Annotated in this window: 22 protein-coding genes and 4 tRNA genes; 2 read left to right on the forward strand and 24 right to left on the reverse strand. The window is 41.7% G+C overall.

The window, feature by feature from the left end; genetic code table 11:
* Position 1: 1 nt before the first annotated feature.
* The 3 genes from tmk to EYO12_01295 all read right to left on the reverse strand — a co-directional run bounded on the left by tmk (position 2) and on the right by EYO12_01295 (position 1,789).
* Positions 2-607, reverse strand: coding sequence for a dTMP kinase (gene tmk / locus EYO12_01285; GenBank protein HIA91735.1), 606 nt, complete (start codon positions 605-607; stop codon positions 2-4).
* A 2-nt stretch (positions 608-609) separates the two neighbouring features.
* Complete coding sequence (gene dcd / locus EYO12_01290) at positions 610-1,362, reverse strand: dCTP deaminase (GenBank protein ID HIA91736.1); 753 nt, start codon at positions 1,360-1,362, stop codon at positions 610-612.
* Between the two features lie 169 nt (positions 1,363-1,531).
* Complete coding sequence (locus tag EYO12_01295) at positions 1,532-1,789, reverse strand: hypothetical protein (protein ID HIA91737.1); 258 nt, start codon at positions 1,787-1,789, stop codon at positions 1,532-1,534.
* A gap of 64 nt (positions 1,790-1,853) precedes the next feature.
* Here EYO12_01295 and EYO12_01300 point away from each other — a divergent pair, with 64 nt between their 5' ends.
* Positions 1,854-2,402 (forward strand): hypothetical protein, encoded by a 549-nt coding sequence (locus EYO12_01300; protein ID HIA91738.1) that lies wholly within the window; start codon positions 1,854-1,856, stop codon positions 2,400-2,402.
* On the opposite strand, the gene EYO12_01305 is transcribed toward EYO12_01300, so the two are convergent.
* The 6 genes from EYO12_01305 to secE form a co-directional block, all read right to left on the reverse strand.
* Positions 2,395-3,084: a 50S ribosomal protein L1 gene (locus EYO12_01305; protein HIA91739.1), complete on the reverse strand. Its 690-nt coding sequence runs from the start codon at positions 3,082-3,084 to the stop codon at positions 2,395-2,397. The genes EYO12_01300 and EYO12_01305 overlap by 8 nt on opposite strands.
* 414 nt (positions 3,085-3,498) lie before the next feature.
* On the reverse strand, positions 3,499-3,996 hold the full coding sequence (locus EYO12_01310) for a hypothetical protein (protein ID HIA91740.1): 498 nt from the start codon (positions 3,994-3,996) through the stop codon (positions 3,499-3,501).
* 17 nt (positions 3,997-4,013) lie between these two features.
* On the reverse strand, positions 4,014-4,451 hold the full coding sequence (rplK, locus tag EYO12_01315) for a 50S ribosomal protein L11 (GenBank protein HIA91741.1): 438 nt from the start codon (positions 4,449-4,451) through the stop codon (positions 4,014-4,016).
* Positions 4,451-4,729: a hypothetical protein gene (locus tag EYO12_01320; protein ID HIA91742.1), complete on the reverse strand. Its 279-nt coding sequence runs from the start codon at positions 4,727-4,729 to the stop codon at positions 4,451-4,453. The genes rplK and EYO12_01320 overlap by 1 nt, the downstream gene beginning before the upstream one ends.
* 2 nt (positions 4,730-4,731) lie before the next feature.
* Positions 4,732-5,268: a transcription termination/antitermination protein NusG gene (gene nusG, locus EYO12_01325; protein ID HIA91743.1), complete on the reverse strand. Its 537-nt coding sequence runs from the start codon at positions 5,266-5,268 to the stop codon at positions 4,732-4,734.
* A 17-nt stretch (positions 5,269-5,285) separates the two neighbouring features.
* On the reverse strand, positions 5,286-5,471 hold the full coding sequence (gene secE / locus EYO12_01330; protein ID HIA91744.1) for a preprotein translocase subunit SecE: 186 nt from the start codon (positions 5,469-5,471) through the stop codon (positions 5,286-5,288).
* Positions 5,472-5,601: 130 nt separating this feature from the next.
* Here secE and EYO12_01335 point away from each other — a divergent pair, with 130 nt between their 5' ends.
* Positions 5,602-6,987, forward strand: coding sequence for a glycosyltransferase (locus EYO12_01335; GenBank protein ID HIA91745.1), 1,386 nt, complete (start codon positions 5,602-5,604; stop codon positions 6,985-6,987).
* On the opposite strand, the gene EYO12_01340 is transcribed toward EYO12_01335, so the two are convergent.
* From EYO12_01340 to EYO12_01410, 15 genes are all read right to left on the reverse strand, one after another.
* Positions 6,984-8,600 (reverse strand): PAS domain S-box protein, encoded by a 1,617-nt coding sequence (locus EYO12_01340; GenBank protein HIA91746.1) that lies wholly within the window; start codon positions 8,598-8,600, stop codon positions 6,984-6,986. The genes EYO12_01335 and EYO12_01340 overlap by 4 nt on opposite strands.
* Before the next feature lie 208 nt (positions 8,601-8,808).
* Positions 8,809-9,318 (reverse strand): hypothetical protein, encoded by a 510-nt coding sequence (locus EYO12_01345; protein ID HIA91747.1) that lies wholly within the window; start codon positions 9,316-9,318, stop codon positions 8,809-8,811.
* A gap of 13 nt (positions 9,319-9,331) precedes the next feature.
* Positions 9,332-9,407: transfer RNA gene (locus EYO12_01350), tRNA-Trp, on the reverse strand.
* Positions 9,408-9,507: 100 nt separating this feature from the next.
* Positions 9,508-9,696: a 50S ribosomal protein L33 gene (gene rpmG, locus EYO12_01355; protein HIA91748.1), complete on the reverse strand. Its 189-nt coding sequence runs from the start codon at positions 9,694-9,696 to the stop codon at positions 9,508-9,510.
* A gap of 400 nt (positions 9,697-10,096) precedes the next feature.
* A tRNA-Thr gene (locus EYO12_01360) sits at positions 10,097-10,171 on the reverse strand.
* Between the two features lie 50 nt (positions 10,172-10,221).
* Positions 10,222-10,308: transfer RNA gene (locus EYO12_01365), tRNA-Tyr, on the reverse strand.
* 1 nt (position 10,309) lies between these two features.
* Positions 10,310-10,386: transfer RNA gene (locus EYO12_01370), tRNA-Thr, on the reverse strand.
* Between the two features lie 49 nt (positions 10,387-10,435).
* On the reverse strand, positions 10,436-11,083 hold the full coding sequence (locus tag EYO12_01375) for a tetratricopeptide repeat protein (GenBank protein HIA91749.1): 648 nt from the start codon (positions 11,081-11,083) through the stop codon (positions 10,436-10,438).
* A gap of 2 nt (positions 11,084-11,085) precedes the next feature.
* The gene (locus EYO12_01380; GenBank protein HIA91750.1) at positions 11,086-11,943 is read right to left on the reverse strand and encodes a hypothetical protein; all 858 of its coding nucleotides are present in this window, start codon (positions 11,941-11,943) and stop codon (positions 11,086-11,088) included.
* Complete coding sequence (locus EYO12_01385) at positions 11,940-12,779, reverse strand: RluA family pseudouridine synthase (GenBank protein ID HIA91751.1); 840 nt, start codon at positions 12,777-12,779, stop codon at positions 11,940-11,942. The genes EYO12_01380 and EYO12_01385 overlap by 4 nt, the downstream gene beginning before the upstream one ends.
* Positions 12,776-13,819: a tryptophan--tRNA ligase gene (gene trpS, locus EYO12_01390; protein HIA91752.1), complete on the reverse strand. Its 1,044-nt coding sequence runs from the start codon at positions 13,817-13,819 to the stop codon at positions 12,776-12,778. Before trpS ends, EYO12_01385 begins: the two co-directional genes overlap by 4 nt.
* A 44-nt stretch (positions 13,820-13,863) precedes the next feature.
* Entirely contained in the window at positions 13,864-14,742 is an 879-nt protein-coding gene (locus tag EYO12_01395; GenBank protein ID HIA91753.1) for a hypothetical protein, read from the reverse strand.
* Between the two features lie 63 nt (positions 14,743-14,805).
* Entirely contained in the window at positions 14,806-15,201 is a 396-nt protein-coding gene (gene rpsI / locus EYO12_01400; GenBank protein ID HIA91754.1) for a 30S ribosomal protein S9, read from the reverse strand.
* Positions 15,201-15,635, reverse strand: coding sequence for a 50S ribosomal protein L13 (gene rplM / locus EYO12_01405; GenBank protein ID HIA91755.1), 435 nt, complete (start codon positions 15,633-15,635; stop codon positions 15,201-15,203). Before rplM ends, rpsI begins: the two co-directional genes overlap by 1 nt.
* Before the next feature lie 8 nt (positions 15,636-15,643).
* The gene (locus EYO12_01410) at positions 15,644-16,126 is read right to left on the reverse strand and encodes a 50S ribosomal protein L17 (protein HIA91756.1); all 483 of its coding nucleotides are present in this window, start codon (positions 16,124-16,126) and stop codon (positions 15,644-15,646) included.
* Positions 16,127-16,129 lie beyond the last annotated feature (3 nt).

Raw genomic sequence — 16,129 nt, forward strand, 5'->3', positions numbered from 1 at the left:
TCTATGATCCCTTCTTTAGTTTTTCTTCTACAGTTTGCCAAATTTGTTCGTGGACTTCTTCGACAGTTTGGTTTGCATTAATAATTGTTTCGCCATATGGAGTTTCTCGGTAGAGCTCACGAACTCTGGTAAAGAACTCGGCGCCACGCTTTTCCCAAGCGTCTAATTTGCGCCCACTAATTCGTTGCATGCCAATCTGCCAGTCTACGTCAAGAATAATATGCACGTTTGGTGCATTTGGGCCGCTTGGATCTGCTCCAATTACCTGTAAAACAGTATCTATAGTTTGTTTGTTCACTCCTGATGCACCTTGATAGGCATAAAAACTCGACAAGCCACGGTCGAAAATAGTTACAATTTCGTTTTGAGCATTAAATTTAGCCTGAGCAATATTTGCCGATAACAGGCCAGCCACTACTAGTAGGTCAGTTTCTGGTGGCCGTTCGATGTCGCTTAAATGAATTGGTCGAATCGCTTCACCGTAGCCACTGCCGCCAGGCGATCGCAAAACTTGTGCTGGATAGCCCGAATTTTCTAAACGGTTTCTAAGTAGTTCAACTTGCGTAGTTTTTCCTGCCCCGTCTAGTCCCTCAAGCTCAATAATCATGTTTAATCTGCCTTATTCCATGGTTGTGTTGTTGATTTTTTCGGTGAAACAACAACTTCTTGAGGCAGTTGTCTTTTATCAAGCCACGATTTTGGAAGCATTTGCTCTGGGTGCCATCGCTGCACAATATCTTCAAGCTCGGTGCCACTTTGGTACTTACCGCTAATTCCTCCACGGCCTAGGCCATAATTACCTTCAACGGGGCCAGTATGGTGAAATACGATTTGTGCTATGCGTTCACCGACAGGCAAAACGATACTTTCGTGCTGGTTTAGGTTATAAATTTCCATGGTTACACGGTTGATATAACCTGGGTCAATCCAACCGGCGTCAAAACAAACAGCTAGCCCGTTTCTACCCCAGCTTGATCGACTGCGCATTTCAGAAGCTCCTGGTGGTTTAATGCCTATAAATTCATGGGTATGGGCAAGAATACGCTCTTGTGGCTTAAGTACGATTATTGGGTGGTCAAGCGGGATATTGTTGAATGGTTTAAGGTTGTGTTTTTCAATCCACCGTTGGTGCGTAATTGCTTTATGCGGCCCGTCAAAATACCGTCGTACTTCATCGGCATCAAATGGGTTATAGACGGTGCGGGTTTCTAGTTTTTCGACTGTATAAAAGTACTCACCAAGCGTAACGTCGTAGCTGGCTTCGCTAACATTGTCGGGATTGTAGGGGTTAATAACAATATGGCCCTGTTGGTATGCCGAAACAATCTGAGTATTACTAAATACGCTGTCTGTACTATTCACGAAAGGTTCCCTCCTTATATCTGCCACCCTGATTGCATTCTAGTGTAACGTACTGACTTGGGTTGCGCTACAAGAGTATTTACAACATTAATTGCTATTAATTGGCAGACGTATCGATTCGATAATCGCATCAAAGCCAAACCAAGGCATAGCAATGACGACCCAGTTGCTAACGTTTATTGCGCTTAAAAAACTGCAAATAGAGCCTACTACCGCCTTGGTGGGCTATGGTTATAAAGTCGCCCATCATGTCGATAAAGTACCAAATAGCCAGTAAAACGCCGACCCACTTTAGAGTTGTGTTCTCAATTTCGTGTGCCACAAAGATTAATGCGATAGCAAAAAACAAGGCAAACACCGCAAAGCGAAAATACTCGACAGCTGTTTTTTGTTGGCGTGATTTTCTTCGTCTTAGAATATTTTTCATATTAAATCAGTATTTATCTTACCATGAGCGACAATCTAGTAATTAAAGTGCTATGATTTAGCAAATGTCACTGATTGTAATCACTGGTCCTATGAAAAGCGGCAAGAGCTTGGAGTTAATAGGCAGAATGAGCGCCTACACCTACACCACGCTAAAGGCCGTATTGATTCAACCCAACCTTAATGTGCGCGATGATGGCATAAAATCACGCCTTGGGCCTGAATTACCCGCTAGAAAAGTCGAAAGTCTAGGCCAAATTGATACAGAGCTAACAGACACCGACATAATTGGTATCGATGAGGCGTTTATGTTTGAAGCAAGTGATGTGAAGTACATTAAAAAGTGGCTACTGGCAGGCAAAACGGTAATGATCAGTACGCTCGATATTAGTGCTATGGGTAATACACCGGACTTTTATGCTGAGGTCCTAAAGCTCGGACCAGACGAAGTTGTGCAGCGCAGCGCTGTCTGTGAGCTTTGTAAAAACATGGGTGCCCAATTTACAGTCATTTTAAAAGATGGCAAGCCAGTTCGCACCGGCTTGCCAGACGTTGTGCCAGAAGACGGCACCTACCACTACAGTCCTGCTTGCAGAAACTGTTTCTTTAGCTAAGTTTGTTTTCGAGTGGTATCCCAGGGCCCATACTGGTGCTTAGGGTAATTGATTTTACGTAGTCACCCTTAATTGTGTTTGGTCGAGCGCCGTTAATTGCTTTAAATAGTGCTTGAATATTTTGAGTTAAGTCTGCGTCTTTAAAGCTAACTTTGCCTACTGCTAAGTGAATAATTCCATGTTTATCAACGCGGTATTCTACGCGGCCAGCTTTAGCTTCTTGAACAGCTTTAGCGACATTTTTTGTTACTGTACCGCTTTTCGGGTTTGGCATTAAGCCCTTCGGGCCAAGTGTTTTGGCATATTTTCCAAGTTTTGCCATTTGATCAGGAGTGGCTATTAGCACATCGAAGTTAATAGCACCTTTTTCAAGATCAGCCATAAGTGTTTGGTTATCAGCCATGTCTGCGCCAGCATCTTTAGCTGCTTTTAAGTCTTCGTCGCTTGCCAGTACAGCTACTCGCTGGGTCTTCCCTGTGCCATTTGGTAGTACGAGGCTTCCACGAATGTTTTGGTCAGCCTTTTTAGGATCAACATTCAGGCGAATGTGCAGTTCTACTGAAGCGTCAAATTTTACGGTCGAGGTTTCTTGAGCAAGTTTTACGCCGTCTTCAAGTGTATAGACTTTTGAGTTGTCAATTTTTTCAGCTGCTTGACGGTACTTTTTGCTTCGTCGCTCGATTAAAGGACGCACCTTTGGTTTAGGTCCTTTTTTAACTTCAGCTTCTTCGTCGGCTTCAGACTCTGCTTGGTCCAATTCACCTTGTTGACGAGCAATCTTTTCGGCTTTTTCTTCTGCTTCTTCAATGCCTTTTTTGCTTCGTTTTCCGGCCTTAGCGATCTTTTCTTCAGTTTCTTGAACTTCGGCAGCTAGTTCTGCGTCGTGTGGCTTGTCAGCTCCACGAGCAGTGTCTAGTGCTGCGTTTATTTCTGCAATTGTGTTTTTTGCTGTTACATCGAGGCCCATGTCTTGGGCTTCTGCTAATAGTTCGGCTTTCTTTGCCATGGTATAACTCCTTTAGTGGTGCTAGCGAGTGTTCGACTCTCCCACTGATTATTCTAAACTTTAATACGATACTACAATTTTGAACGTATGTTAAGAGGTGGAAGAGGTTATTTCCTGGATAACTTTTCCGAAAATTGTAAAGTCCTCTTGTCCTTCACGAGCTTTTAACCCTCCGTCATAATCAAATATGCTAGAAACAGGCTGTGTCCCGACTCCCCCGGTACCCGATGCAGTAACTGTGAATTCTTCCCCGTTTACAGCATTTATTTTCGCCACACTGGCTATAAATACTTTTTCATCCGACCCTGGTTCAGCGGCTACGAAAAATGCAATTTGTGGTGTGTTGCGTGTGGTTTTGCGTTGTTCTTTTAGGCGAGTAACGATAATAGCATGTGACATTGAACCACCGGAATCTCCATCGTTAAATATCGGAAAAGCGACACTGTCTTGGTGCTCAAGTTCGACAAATAAAGCATCGAGTCGTGTTGTAATTGCTTCAAGTTCGTGTTTTTTCTGCGATTCTTCGTACTGTTTCGTCAAGCCAGTCTGCAGATGGTCAGATAATTCTTGGAAGTCTCTTGGGTTCATTCTACTTACTTGTTTGCCTATTTTTCTACTTCAACACCCATAGATCGGGCTGTACCAGCTACAACTTTTTTAGCAGATTCAACTGTGTCGCAATTTAGGTCTTTCATTTTGCTTTCAGCAATTTTTGTCAGCTGTGCGTCAGTTAGTTTACCAACTTTGTCTTTTTGTGGTACGCCAGACCCTTTTTGAATACCAAGCTCTTTACGAATAAGTTCGTCTACTGGAATGCCGACTACTCTAAAGTCGAATGATCGATCTTCGTAAATTGTAACGTGCACAGTTACGTCACCTTGGCCGCGTAGATCTGCCGTTTGTTCGTTGAACGGGTTAATAAAGTCTTGTGTGTTAACACCGTATTGACCGAGCGTTGAACCTACCGGTGGTGCTGGTGTTGCTCCGCCTGCTGGTACCCGCATTTTTAAGTTTGCTGTTACTTTCTTGCCTTGTTTTGCCATTATTCTTGTCCTTCATTACTTTCGTTAGTGTTATCTCCGTTGATAGAGCTCAGCAGGAAATCAATGCCAATTGTAGCTGCCGCCAAAGCTAACGCCTTGCCGTCCTCATTGTTAGCTGCCGCCACAACTGCTCCAGTTGCGATCAAAATCTGTACAAATCGAGCCGATACGTTTCTAGCAACCGTTCTTTCTTCGTCGCTCCACTGCCTGAATTCGTTGCCAAGTGCTTGGCCGTATCGTGGAAACTCGTCCGGGTAATCGCTGAAGTTTATGGCCATGACTAGACTTTCTTTACCTGCAAGCCATCTAATTCAACCGGTGTTTCACGGCCGAACATATTTACGAGTACTTTTATTTTACCTTTAGTTTCGTCCAGCTCGCTAATTGCACCGTCAAAGCCTTTGAAAGGACCGTCGATAATGCTCACAACTTCGCCGACACTAAAGTCAATGCGGTGAGTTGGGTCAGAAATCCCCATTCGACGTTGGATTTTTTCCATTTCGTCGTCACTTACAGGGGTTGGGTCGTTCCCAGTTCCGACAAACCCAGTTACATTTGGCGTATTACGTACGACATACCAAGCGTCGTCGCTCATTTTCATTTGAACTAAAACGTAGCCTTGGAAGATTCGTTTCTCAACAACTCGTCTTTTGCCGTTTTTAATTTCGATCTGTTTTTCTTTAGGGACGATAACATCAAAAATTTTATCGGCCATGTCCAAAGATTCAGTTCGTTGCTTTATGCTCTCTGCTACTTTTTCTTCGTAGCCACTGTATGTGTGGATCGCAAACCAAAGCTTTTCATCTTTTTTTGCCATGATTATTTCTTTCTTCCTTAATTTAAAATTACTTTGTCAAAAACTTGGTCAAGACCATAGTCGATTACAGTAGTAAACAAGACAAACACTAGAGTAAAAACAACTACTGCTATTGTAAGTTTTGTACTTTCCTTGCGAGACGGCCACGTGACTTTAGAAAGCTCACGACGGGCACCTTTTAAGTAGTTGATGATCTTTTTCATCTCCATCCCCCGATCGTTTGTGTAAAAATACGATCAAAATAATAAAAGAGCCTAAATTGGCTCACTGCGTCAATACTAGCAAACCTAACAACTGTGGTCAATCTGTAATGATTCCTGTAGCATAAGGACTATGCTGAACCTGGTTTTGCTGGTTGTTGTGAACATTATATTTGTGCTGTTTTATCTTAGCCGACAACGACTTTTGCTATTGTCCATACCTATCATTTTTGCTGTAGTGATTGCGACAAATATTTCTTGGGTACTTCTACCGTTAGCGCTTATTATTTACTATAGTGTTCTGGCCGCTAATGCCTACTATCGACTGGGTAGTCCCCAATACGGTATGCAGTGGTTTGAGCAGCAGATACTTCTTGGTTTTGTGCTATATATTTCGTATTTTGATTTTAAAACCCAAACGCTACCGATTTTGACTATTACCTCAGTGCTGTTGTCGATTTATTGTGTGGTTAAAATTGGGTTAAGCCGGCACGTTAACCGCTTTAAACAGACGTATTCCGAAAGTTCATTGCCTAATCCCACCGTAAGTTTGGCTATTCCTGCACGGAACGAAGGCCAAAGCCTGACCAATACACTAAAAAGTGCTGTTACCTCTACCTACGAAAAACTTGAAGTGTTGGTACTTGACGACTGCTCGCACGACCGCACCCCAGAGATAATACGAGCATATGCAAATGACGGAGTACGATTTATTGAAGGACAGCCATTGCAAGAGGACTGGCTAGGGCGAAACTTTGCCTTGCATCAACTGTCCGTGGCTGCCAACGGGGAAATTTTTATTTTTGCAGACGTAGATGTGCACTTTTCTGAAGAAACCATATCGAACATTGTAGCTACCATGCAAAATAACAATGTTGATCTGGTGAGCGTACACCCCGGTTTTAGAAACACGTGGCAGTTAAGTAGCTTATTTAACACGCTACGTACGTACTGGAAGTCGCTATTATTTGCTACACCGATTCATGGTCAGTGTATTGCAGTCAAAAAAGATGCCCTTTTAGACGTCGGTGGCTTTGAGTCATTTAAGGACTCATTTTATTTTGAAGTTAAATTACTAGAGTCCATACAAAACTCATTAACGATAACTAATGGTAATCGTATTGGGCTTTCTGTCTATAAGTCGTTCAAGGCTCGAGTAGAAAAAGATATGCGTGGTCTTTTTCCGTTTTTAAACAAAAACTACACCGCTGCCTGCCTATTTAGTTGTGGTGCTCTACTTGCAGTCGGCTTGCCTATGGTGTTCCTGTTAAGCGACGCGTGGTTGCTTGCGACATTAGTATTAGCCACATACGGTGCTTCGGCATTTATTATTCATTTTAGTGAACTCGGATTATTTAGTGGCTTACTGGCAGCCGCCTTGTTTCCGTTTAAGGTAGTTTTTGAAGTTGTTTTGCTGGCAATCTCGGCAGCGCTTTACAGTAATCAATATGTTTTTTGGAAAGACAGAAACATCTGCCTACCAATGTACGAAGTTACACCAAAGTTGCCAAAGGTTTAGTCTTTAGCTACTGGAACATCAATATAGAAAAACGATCCTTTATCAATTTCTGATTCCGCGCCAATTTTTGCACTAATAAGTGCCGCTAATTTATGGGCAATGTAGAGCCCAAGCCCGGTACCAGAATGTTCACGTGTTCGAAAGTCTTCGGATCGATAAAATTTTTCAAAGACTTTTTTAAGGTCAGAGCTTGAAATACCTATACCGGTGTCACGGATACCAAGTCGAACGTATTTACGGCCTTTTGGAGCCGCCTCAATTGTTACAGTGCCTTTGTCGGTGTATTTAATAGCGTTGGTGATAAAGTCCTGCAGAATCTCTTTGAGGCGCTCTGTGTTGGTCATAATGTCAGGCGTAGACTTGGCAATTTTAATCTTAAGTTTAAGACCAGCGTCCTTGGCCTGTGTCTCATAGTTACTATGAAGTTCTTCAATGACCGTTGAGGTGTTTTCTTTTGTTAGCGTGGTATCGAGTCGACCTTGTTCGGCATGTGCTAGCAACGTAATATCGTTCACGAGACTCGCTAAAAATACTATGTTTTTATGAGCTTGTTCTAAGAAGTCATTTTTTTGCTTGAGCGTCTTAACACTTGGCAGTAGCGCGGTTGAAATATTGGCTTCGGTAATAGCTATAGGCGTACGCAGCTCATGGCTGACAATAGAAATAAATTCATCGCGTTGTTCTTCAATGGTTTTTTCTTTTGTGATGTCCCGAAGCAAAATAATATAGCCGGTTTGACCTTCTTCAGTAACAGAAACCCGCACCGGCGCTAAGTTTACAAATATGTTAAGAGTTTCTTTTAGATTGTTTTTGTATAAAACGTCATCGCGCTGAATAATTCTCCCAGTTTTTTGAGCTTCGGCGATTATGTTATAGGCTTTCTTTGTTTCTTTGTCTTTGAGCTTCAGATATTCTTGAAGATTTTTACCAGTTAGTGTTTCGTTTGTATTGAACAGAATTAGTGCAGCACCGTTGTAGAGCTGAATTTTTCCGTCTTGGTCAGTTGCAACCACGGCGTCAGCCATACTATTAATAAGCGAAACGATCCTATTGCGCTCTAAACTAGCTTCATTACTGAAATCTACTAACTTCCTGCGCTCTTTTTGGTCTTGTTTTGAATAGCCAACAATTGTGGCACCCAAGGCTCCCATTACAAAGACTCGCAGTATAAGGTTCGCCAGATCGTCGTAATTAACACTGCTTAGTTGGTAGAGCGGGGCCAGTGCATAGGCCGTGGTTATTGCAAAAAAACTAGTAATTAAACCAAGCCAACTTAGCCAATAACTACTCATAGCCACTAATAAAAATCCTATTAGCACTAACGAATTGCCAACTGGAATGTAGAAAATTATCAGCAAAGCAAACAAACTGTAGTTAAACACAGAAGTTGGCAGGCGGTGAGTTATAGACCTAAATCGTTCACTAAGTAGAGGCATAAATTCATACAAGAACGCAGCGCCGATAATTGCCCAAAACCAATTTGAATTACTATAAAGCTCGCCATTAATAAACAACAAACTTATAATCACGTAGATTGATATTTCAACAACACGTGTTACATAGTCTCTATGAATGTTCTCGTCGTAACTAGAGAACGTATATTCTTGCGGCATCTTGCTTATGATTTTAGCAGCTATTGGCAAGTTTTATAACGAAGAACTTATTTTCACTTATGAATATGGCTTCTCTTATTGGATTGAAAAGAACTTTCATGAGGTTGTAAAACAAAGCTTTAGAAAATAGTATATTGTTCAATACGTACACAAGCTTACTTGGATTTATGAAGTTTAATCAGCGAATAATGTATACCTAATTGTATCTTTATACAACAAGCGAGCGAGCTGTTCTTAGCAGGAAAATATCCCTAGAAACATAAAAACCCACCAAGGCCAAATTGCTGGAAACACTACGTAATAGTGTAAATATTAAAGCAGGCAATATAATCACATATAAAATGTAAACATATTTATTTGTTGTAGCTGTACTTTTCGATACTCGGTACATCATCTCGAAGACAGATGCAGCAAGTAAAAAGCAAAAGCCTCCGATTGGCAAAGCGATCTCTACATGAGCCGCTTCACTGCTGAAAATATGTAAGACTGCAAAAATGCCGAGCGATAATGAAGAGTAAAATAGGATTTTTGCAGTAAAACTACCCTGATTTGAGACAGTTCTACTATTAGTTGTAGTGCTAGACAAGGCAAGCCACAGCTCAAAGAGAGAAGTTAATATAATTATCAGTATGCTAAAAAATAATACAATGTCTTTGTCGGCAAAATAAACGCAAACAACTCCGAGGAATTGCAGTATATATAGTTTAAGGTATTTCATAATACTTACAGTATGGCAGGGGTACCAGGACTTGAACCCGGCCTTTGGGTTTTGGAGACCCACGTGCTAGCCACTGACACTATACCCCTATTAGGCTAGTAGTTAGTATCTGGTATTTGGTAATTAGTATCAAGTAAAAATAGGCGCTCCTAGCGAAACACCTACTACTAACTGCAGAATACGAGCTTTTTAGACTTCGTTTCGTCCTAGATTCTTCTTTGTTTCTTTGTACAGCACGTGCTTACGAGCTACTGGATCGTATTTCTTAAGCTCAATAGGCTCTTGTGTGTTCTGAGTGTTACGTTTTGTAACATAGGTACGATGCCCCGTCTCGGTGCTAACAAGTCCAAATAGTTTTCGTTTACCTTTTTTTGCCATTATATTCCTCTTTCGGTGTGTAACTTTAACAGATTAGGTTCACTTAATCAATCATTCTAGGCTTGCTTTGTATAAAACTAATTGATTGTCATGATGGATTAGAGTCATAGTTCTCTTTCTAACCTGCGGTAATAAGCGCGATCATAATAGATGTTTGCAATTTGTAGACAAAAACAACCAATATATATCGGAAGCATTATGGTCCCCACATTTGGATTTAATAATAGATCGAGGATAATATACATAAATCCGAAAAAGACGATGTGAGCTTCTATAGATTTATACTTTGCAATGCGCGTTCGTAAAGCTAAGTCTGACTGCTGTGTTAATTCTACTATCGCTTGGACGATTAGCATTGGAGTAATAATTAAAAAACGTAATATTTTCATGTTCAATCTTATGGAGCCGCGACCGGGATTTGAACCCGGGGCCCCTTCCTTACCATGGAAGTGCTCTACCCCTGAGCTATCGCGGCATGTTTATTGATTATAGATTAATAAATTAAAAAAGCCCACATGGGCTGCATGGTGCTGGGAGCAGGATTCGAACCTGCGAAGGCACTAGGCCGACAGATTTACAGTCTGTTGCGTTTGACCGCTTCGCTATCCCAGCATGGAGCCGCCTGTCGGATTCGAACCGACGACCCACGGTTTACAAAACCGTTGCTCTGACCAACTGAGCTAAGGCGGCAAAAAATACTTAAAACATCGTAGCAAAGGCTACAGAAAACTCCAAGTAATTACTGGACTTTTTTTGCCCGTTGTACGGTGTTTTTTCGGCCTTTGGGAACTATTAGTTTTTTTAGTTTGTCTTCTACTATCTTTACAGACTCATCATCACCCACTGCTTTATAAGCATCAATTAGTATTTTATAGGTTTGAGGATTCGGTTCTAACTCGGCAGCTTTTATAAGCTGTTCGATCACAAGCTTACCTTTTTCTTGTTTTTGGTACACCTTTGCCAAGGCGATATGGCGAGCTGCCATAGGTTCTAGCTCAATAGCTCGTTTAAATGCATTTATTGATTTATCATACTTCTCAATTTCGTAAAAAATTAAACCCAAATTGTGTAAGCTTGATGCTTTTGGCTCTAGGCTCGAAGCAATTTCAAAACACTCTACAGCGTCGTCATAGTTATGCTGACGTGCATACAAAATGCCCAGCCGGTTATAAGCCGGTGCATTTTTGTGATCAATCTTTAAAATAGTAAGTAAAGCTTTTTCTGCCGGCACAAATTTTCGGCTATTCATTGCTTTTTGCGCAACTGACCATAGCCGCTCTAAGCGTTGCTTAGTCTTTTTTTCTTCAGTTTTAGTTGGTAGATTGACATTTTTTGTGGCAATTAGGGCAATGGTGCCTGCACCAAAAACGATCGCAAGTTCAAACATTGCTACAAGTTTATCACGAGTTTAGACAATATTAACTTCGTATTAACATGTTTTTTATGATTATTTTGTAAATCCAAAAGCAACTCTACTCGTTGCTTCCATTGTTTAATCTTTTCCTTTGGCTGGTCAGACCTTATTGCGTGCTGTAATGCCGAACGCACTACTGTCATTAGTCCATTTAGTGTATTGGCTAAGCCTGCAGAGTCTTTTGCGAGGGGTTTAATTAATTCCAGCCGCTGTGATTGGCTAGATCTAAGTAGTTTTTTAGCAAGTTCGATAGAATCATCGCCTTGGTCTTCACGGAGCGATTCATAGGCTAGTCTGGGCTTACAGGACGTTTCATAATATAGCTTGGTAGCTTGTGGACGCTCAACACCAAGTTCACGTATAAGCCACTCTTCGAACTGGTCTTTCGAGGCTGTATAAAAATCGATTATCTGCGAACGCGAGCGTACTGTAGGCAGTAGACGATTTACATTCTGAGCCAGCAACATAGTATGCGTATTTGGTGGTGATTCTTCGAGCGTCTTTAAAAATGCATTCTGAGCTTCGGTGGTCATTTTCTCGGCTTCATTGATAATAATGTAGCGCTTTTTATTGCTGCTTAATTTAATAATTTTCTCAAGGTCTTTAATTTCACCTATACCAATACTTGGGTCGTCGGTGTCGACTAGTAACAGTCTTTCGAAATTCAATGATTCAATTTGTTGAGCTGACTCGTTCTCAAGAAATTTAATTACTTCAAGCGCTGCGTAACGTTTACCCAGCCCGTCACTACCGGCAAAAATCACCACTTGGGGCAGATTGCTTTGGATACTTGCTAAATTACTACGTGTTTTTGGATGAATAAAAATACTCATATCGTAAAGCTTTCCGGTATTTTACTTTCAAATGTTCTGTGGTCGCCGTGGTGGATCGCAATGCTTAGTTTATGCGCGTGCAGCAGAAGCCTATCCGACTCCTTACCGTATAGCCTATCCCCCACTATTGGGGCGTGTAAATGTTTTAAATGTACCCTCAATTGATGAGTTCGCCCAGTTTTTGGTAATAGACGAACCAAAGTCTTACCATTACGCGTTTGCATCACCCTGACAGTCGTCTGAGCTGGCTTACCATTTGGGTCAACCACGAACCTGCCCGGATTTTTAATGGACCGGCGAATTGCTGCGTCGATTAAAAAATCGTTGTCTTTAAACACACCTTCGCATACCGCAACATACTCTTTTTGGACGGTTCTATTTTGAAATTGTTTCTGCAAGTACGTTTTAGTGTCGTTGTTCTTCGCCAAAATCATAACCCCAGAGGTGTCTCTGTCTAGTCGGTGCACTACGCCTGGTCGGTTGGTATCGTCGCTCGGTAGTTTATCCCGAAACACATCTACTACAGTTTGTTCTGTATGTAAGCCGCCCTTGGAGTGAACAAGTACCCCCGCTGGCTTGTCGATAACCAATACATCCTCGTCCTCATAAATAATAGATATTTCTGGTGCAGATTCTTGTTTTTTTGGAATACTAAAGGTTATGACATCGCCAGCTTGTATTTCGTATTTGGCCTTTATAAGCTGCTCATTAACCATTACGTTGCCCGAGTCAATAAGTTTGCGCCAACTACTGCGCGACAGCTGTGACTGCTCTGCTGCTAGATAGGCATCTATTCTGAGTGGGGTCTGGTCGTCGCTTACAACTATTTTTGTCATTTGGAACGCAAACCAACAGCTTGCTGAACTCGGAGCAGTGTTGTATTTGCTTGTTTTTTTAGTGCAGCTTCGCTTTCTTCTAGTTTAGCTATTACAGTATCATCGCTGGTTGCAGCAAGATTACCTTGAAAGTCGGCCAAGAAGTGTTTTACTGCCTTCGCTACCGCTTGCTTAAGGTCGCCGTACCGTTCTTTACCAGTCCATTCAGTTGTTACGTCATATTGTGTTCTGTTTTCGAGTAAGGCAAGTATTTGCAGTAGGTTTGTAATACCCGGTTGTTTGTCCCAGTCGAAATTAATAACACCAATACTATCGGTCTCGGCGGACATAATTTTTTTAGCTGCTGCCTCCGGATCGTCGCTCAGTTTTATAGTTCCATTCGGATCTTCAACAGACTTACTCATTTTAGCGGTAGGGTTTCGTAAACTTCTAATGCGTACACCGTTATCTTGGTTATGAAATGCGTGTTGTTTTTTGACTTCATTAGGTACCGTAAAAACCCCATCCGGAAATTCGGCGCTGAACTTATTGTTGATTCTTTGGGCTATATCCCGAGTAAGTTCTAGGTGTTGAGTTTGATCGTCGCCTACAGGCACCCACTGCGCACCGTAAAGCAAAATGTCGGCTGCCATAAGTACTGGGTAGCCGAAAAGTCCAGCTGGAATATTAGTTATCTTGTCGCTTTTTTCTTTGAACTGCGTCATCCGAGATAGTTCACCAAAATATGCAAAGTTATTTAGGATCACGCATAGCTCACTATGAGCTGGTATAAAGCTTTGTCTATAAATAAATGTGTTCGGGTTAGTAATATCTAGCCCAGCAGCAACAAATACCTTTAAGTTGGCCATGGTCTGTGTGTAGAGGCTGCTGTAGTCAACCTCTGTAGTAAAGCTATGTAAGTCTGGCGCAAACATATTAATTTGGTGAGTATTGCCATATTTTTTTTGCAGCTCAAGCATTGGCAATATAGCACCAAGGTAATTGCCTAGGTGATATTCGGCATTAGTTCTTAAGCCGGTGAGGATTACTTCTCTGTTCATACTTACTTTAGTGTACCGCTTCTTGAAAGGTAAGACGAGGTTTTTTAAGAAGTTAACATCAAACCGACTTTTATAGACTGGATTGGAATATAATATATAGGATCATCTTCGTCACCATCTTCGCTTTTTACAATAATACAGACTGTTCTTTTAGTAGGGTTTTTTTGATCTGCTATACACACTAGATCAGTATTATAATTTAGTGTTGCCTCAAGAGGTATATTGTAGCTTCTACGCACCATGTTTTCTAAACTAACTAATCGATTACCTTCTATAAACAGTTCCATATGCTGGTCGTCAAATAGCGCAAGCTGAGTAAATTTGAGTATATCATCCATGTTTTTGTCTGATATCTCAGGTCTATCTTGTAGATATCGGGCTACTCTATGGAGCGTTTCTATTGGCGTTCTTCTTTCGTCATATAAAATGTCTAAATATTCTTCAGTGTCGATACCAGAATCTTCAAATTTCGAATGTAGGCTTACAAGTGTTTCTTGTTCATCCTCGAACTCAATAACACTATGAGTAACATCCCCTGTTACCGATACCATCGCTTGTATATAGTAGTGTGGCGATCGCAGAGTTTGATATGTTGGGTCTGAGATTTTATAGTGCAACTCAAGTGGGCCCTCTGAGGGCTTAAACAGCTCTACACCATTGAATATTCCTTCATGGAATGCCGGATCAATTTCTTGAACGCTAGGCGCCGTAAGATCACCCGAGGGAACAATGCATTTACCAATGATAATTGCATTCCTGCCAATAGCACCCGGAGAGATAGCCTCAATATCTCCATCAAGCATAGAAACCAACTCTTCTCTTGCATCTAAATCAAGATGAGACGTGTCTCTTACTATCTCTTGTACGGCTGGACTTTGCACATAATGACTAATGCGCTCAGAATCACGAAACGGTGGCAACATGTACGTAGAATAACAAAAAACCGCCTGTTTTTGGCGGTTATGCTTGTTAATTGATCAAATTGATTAACGCTTAGAGAATTGTTCTTTCTTACGTGCACCTTTAAGACCTGGCTTCTTACGCTCTTTCTCACGAGGATCACGCTTCAGTAGACCAGCTTTTTTCAAAGTACCACGTAGGTCGTCGTTCATTTCGGCCATAGCTTTTGAAATTGCCAATGTACAGGCATCAACTTGCCCACTTATTCCACCGCCAGTTACACGCAGGCTTACGTCGTATTTACCTGACAGCTCTAAAATCTCAAAAGGACGCTGTAGTTCCCACTGTAGTCGTTCGCTCTTATCAAGATAGTCTTCGGCTGGTAAATCGTTGATTGTGATTTTTCCTTTGCCAGAAGTTACTCGAGCTCTAGCAGTTGATGATTTACGTCTACCTAATCCGTAGTGGTAACTATTAGCCATTATTTAATCTCCATTTTCTGTGGTTGCTGTGCTTCGTGCGGGTGATCTGACCCTGCGTACACCTTAAGTCGTTGCATTCTACCTGGGCGTAGTTTGTTTTTAGGTAACATACCGTACACAGCGTCAGTGAACACTTGCTCTGGCGTTTCTGATAACTGAGTGCCGAGAGTTTTTTCGCTTAGGCCACCAGGGAAACCGCTGTAACTATATTTTTTAGATTGTTCAGCTTTACGGCCAGTTATGACAGCTTTGTCAGCGTTGATGATAATTACAAACTCACCGTTGTCAACGTGGGGAGTAAAAGTAGCTTTGTGTTTGCCGTTTAGGAGCGTTGCGGCTTTGGTAGCGACGCGGCCAACAGGTGCTGTTGCTGCATCAAGAACGACCCATTTTCGGTCTACGTCTGCTGGTTTTGCAACTGGGGTTTTAGTCATTCTACGCATTACTTAGATTCCTTTTCTGGCTTTTTCGCTGGGGCTTTCTTTGTTGATTCTTTTGGGGTGTCAGCTTTTGTGGTCGTAGGTTTTTTTGCTGCTTTTTTAGCCGGTGAAACAGTTTCAACATCAAGATTGTCGACAAATGACAAAGTAGCCATAGGAGCTAGATCGCCTTTTCTAAAACCAGTTTTAGTAAGTCGTATGTGACCACTAGTTCGACCCTGTAATTTTGGTGCCATTTCGTCGATTAGCTTGTGAGCTGAATCTTTTGTCATTAATTTAGAAAAAACAATTCGCTTGTCTGCTAATGTAGCGTTCTTGGCGCGTGTTACCAATTTTTCGGTATACGGTAAAACCTCTTTAGCTTTTGGCAGGGTCGTCGTGATTTCTTCATCCATAATAAGGGATGTAGCCAAACCCTTGATTAAGTTTCGGCGCTCATCGCGTTTTCGTCCTAGTTTTCGACCTTTGTATCCGTGGCGGTGCATGTG

Source organism: Candidatus Saccharibacteria bacterium (genome assembly GCA_012965045.1).
Classification (GTDB): Bacteria; Patescibacteriota; Saccharimonadia; order Saccharimonadales; family DTSZ01; genus DTSZ01.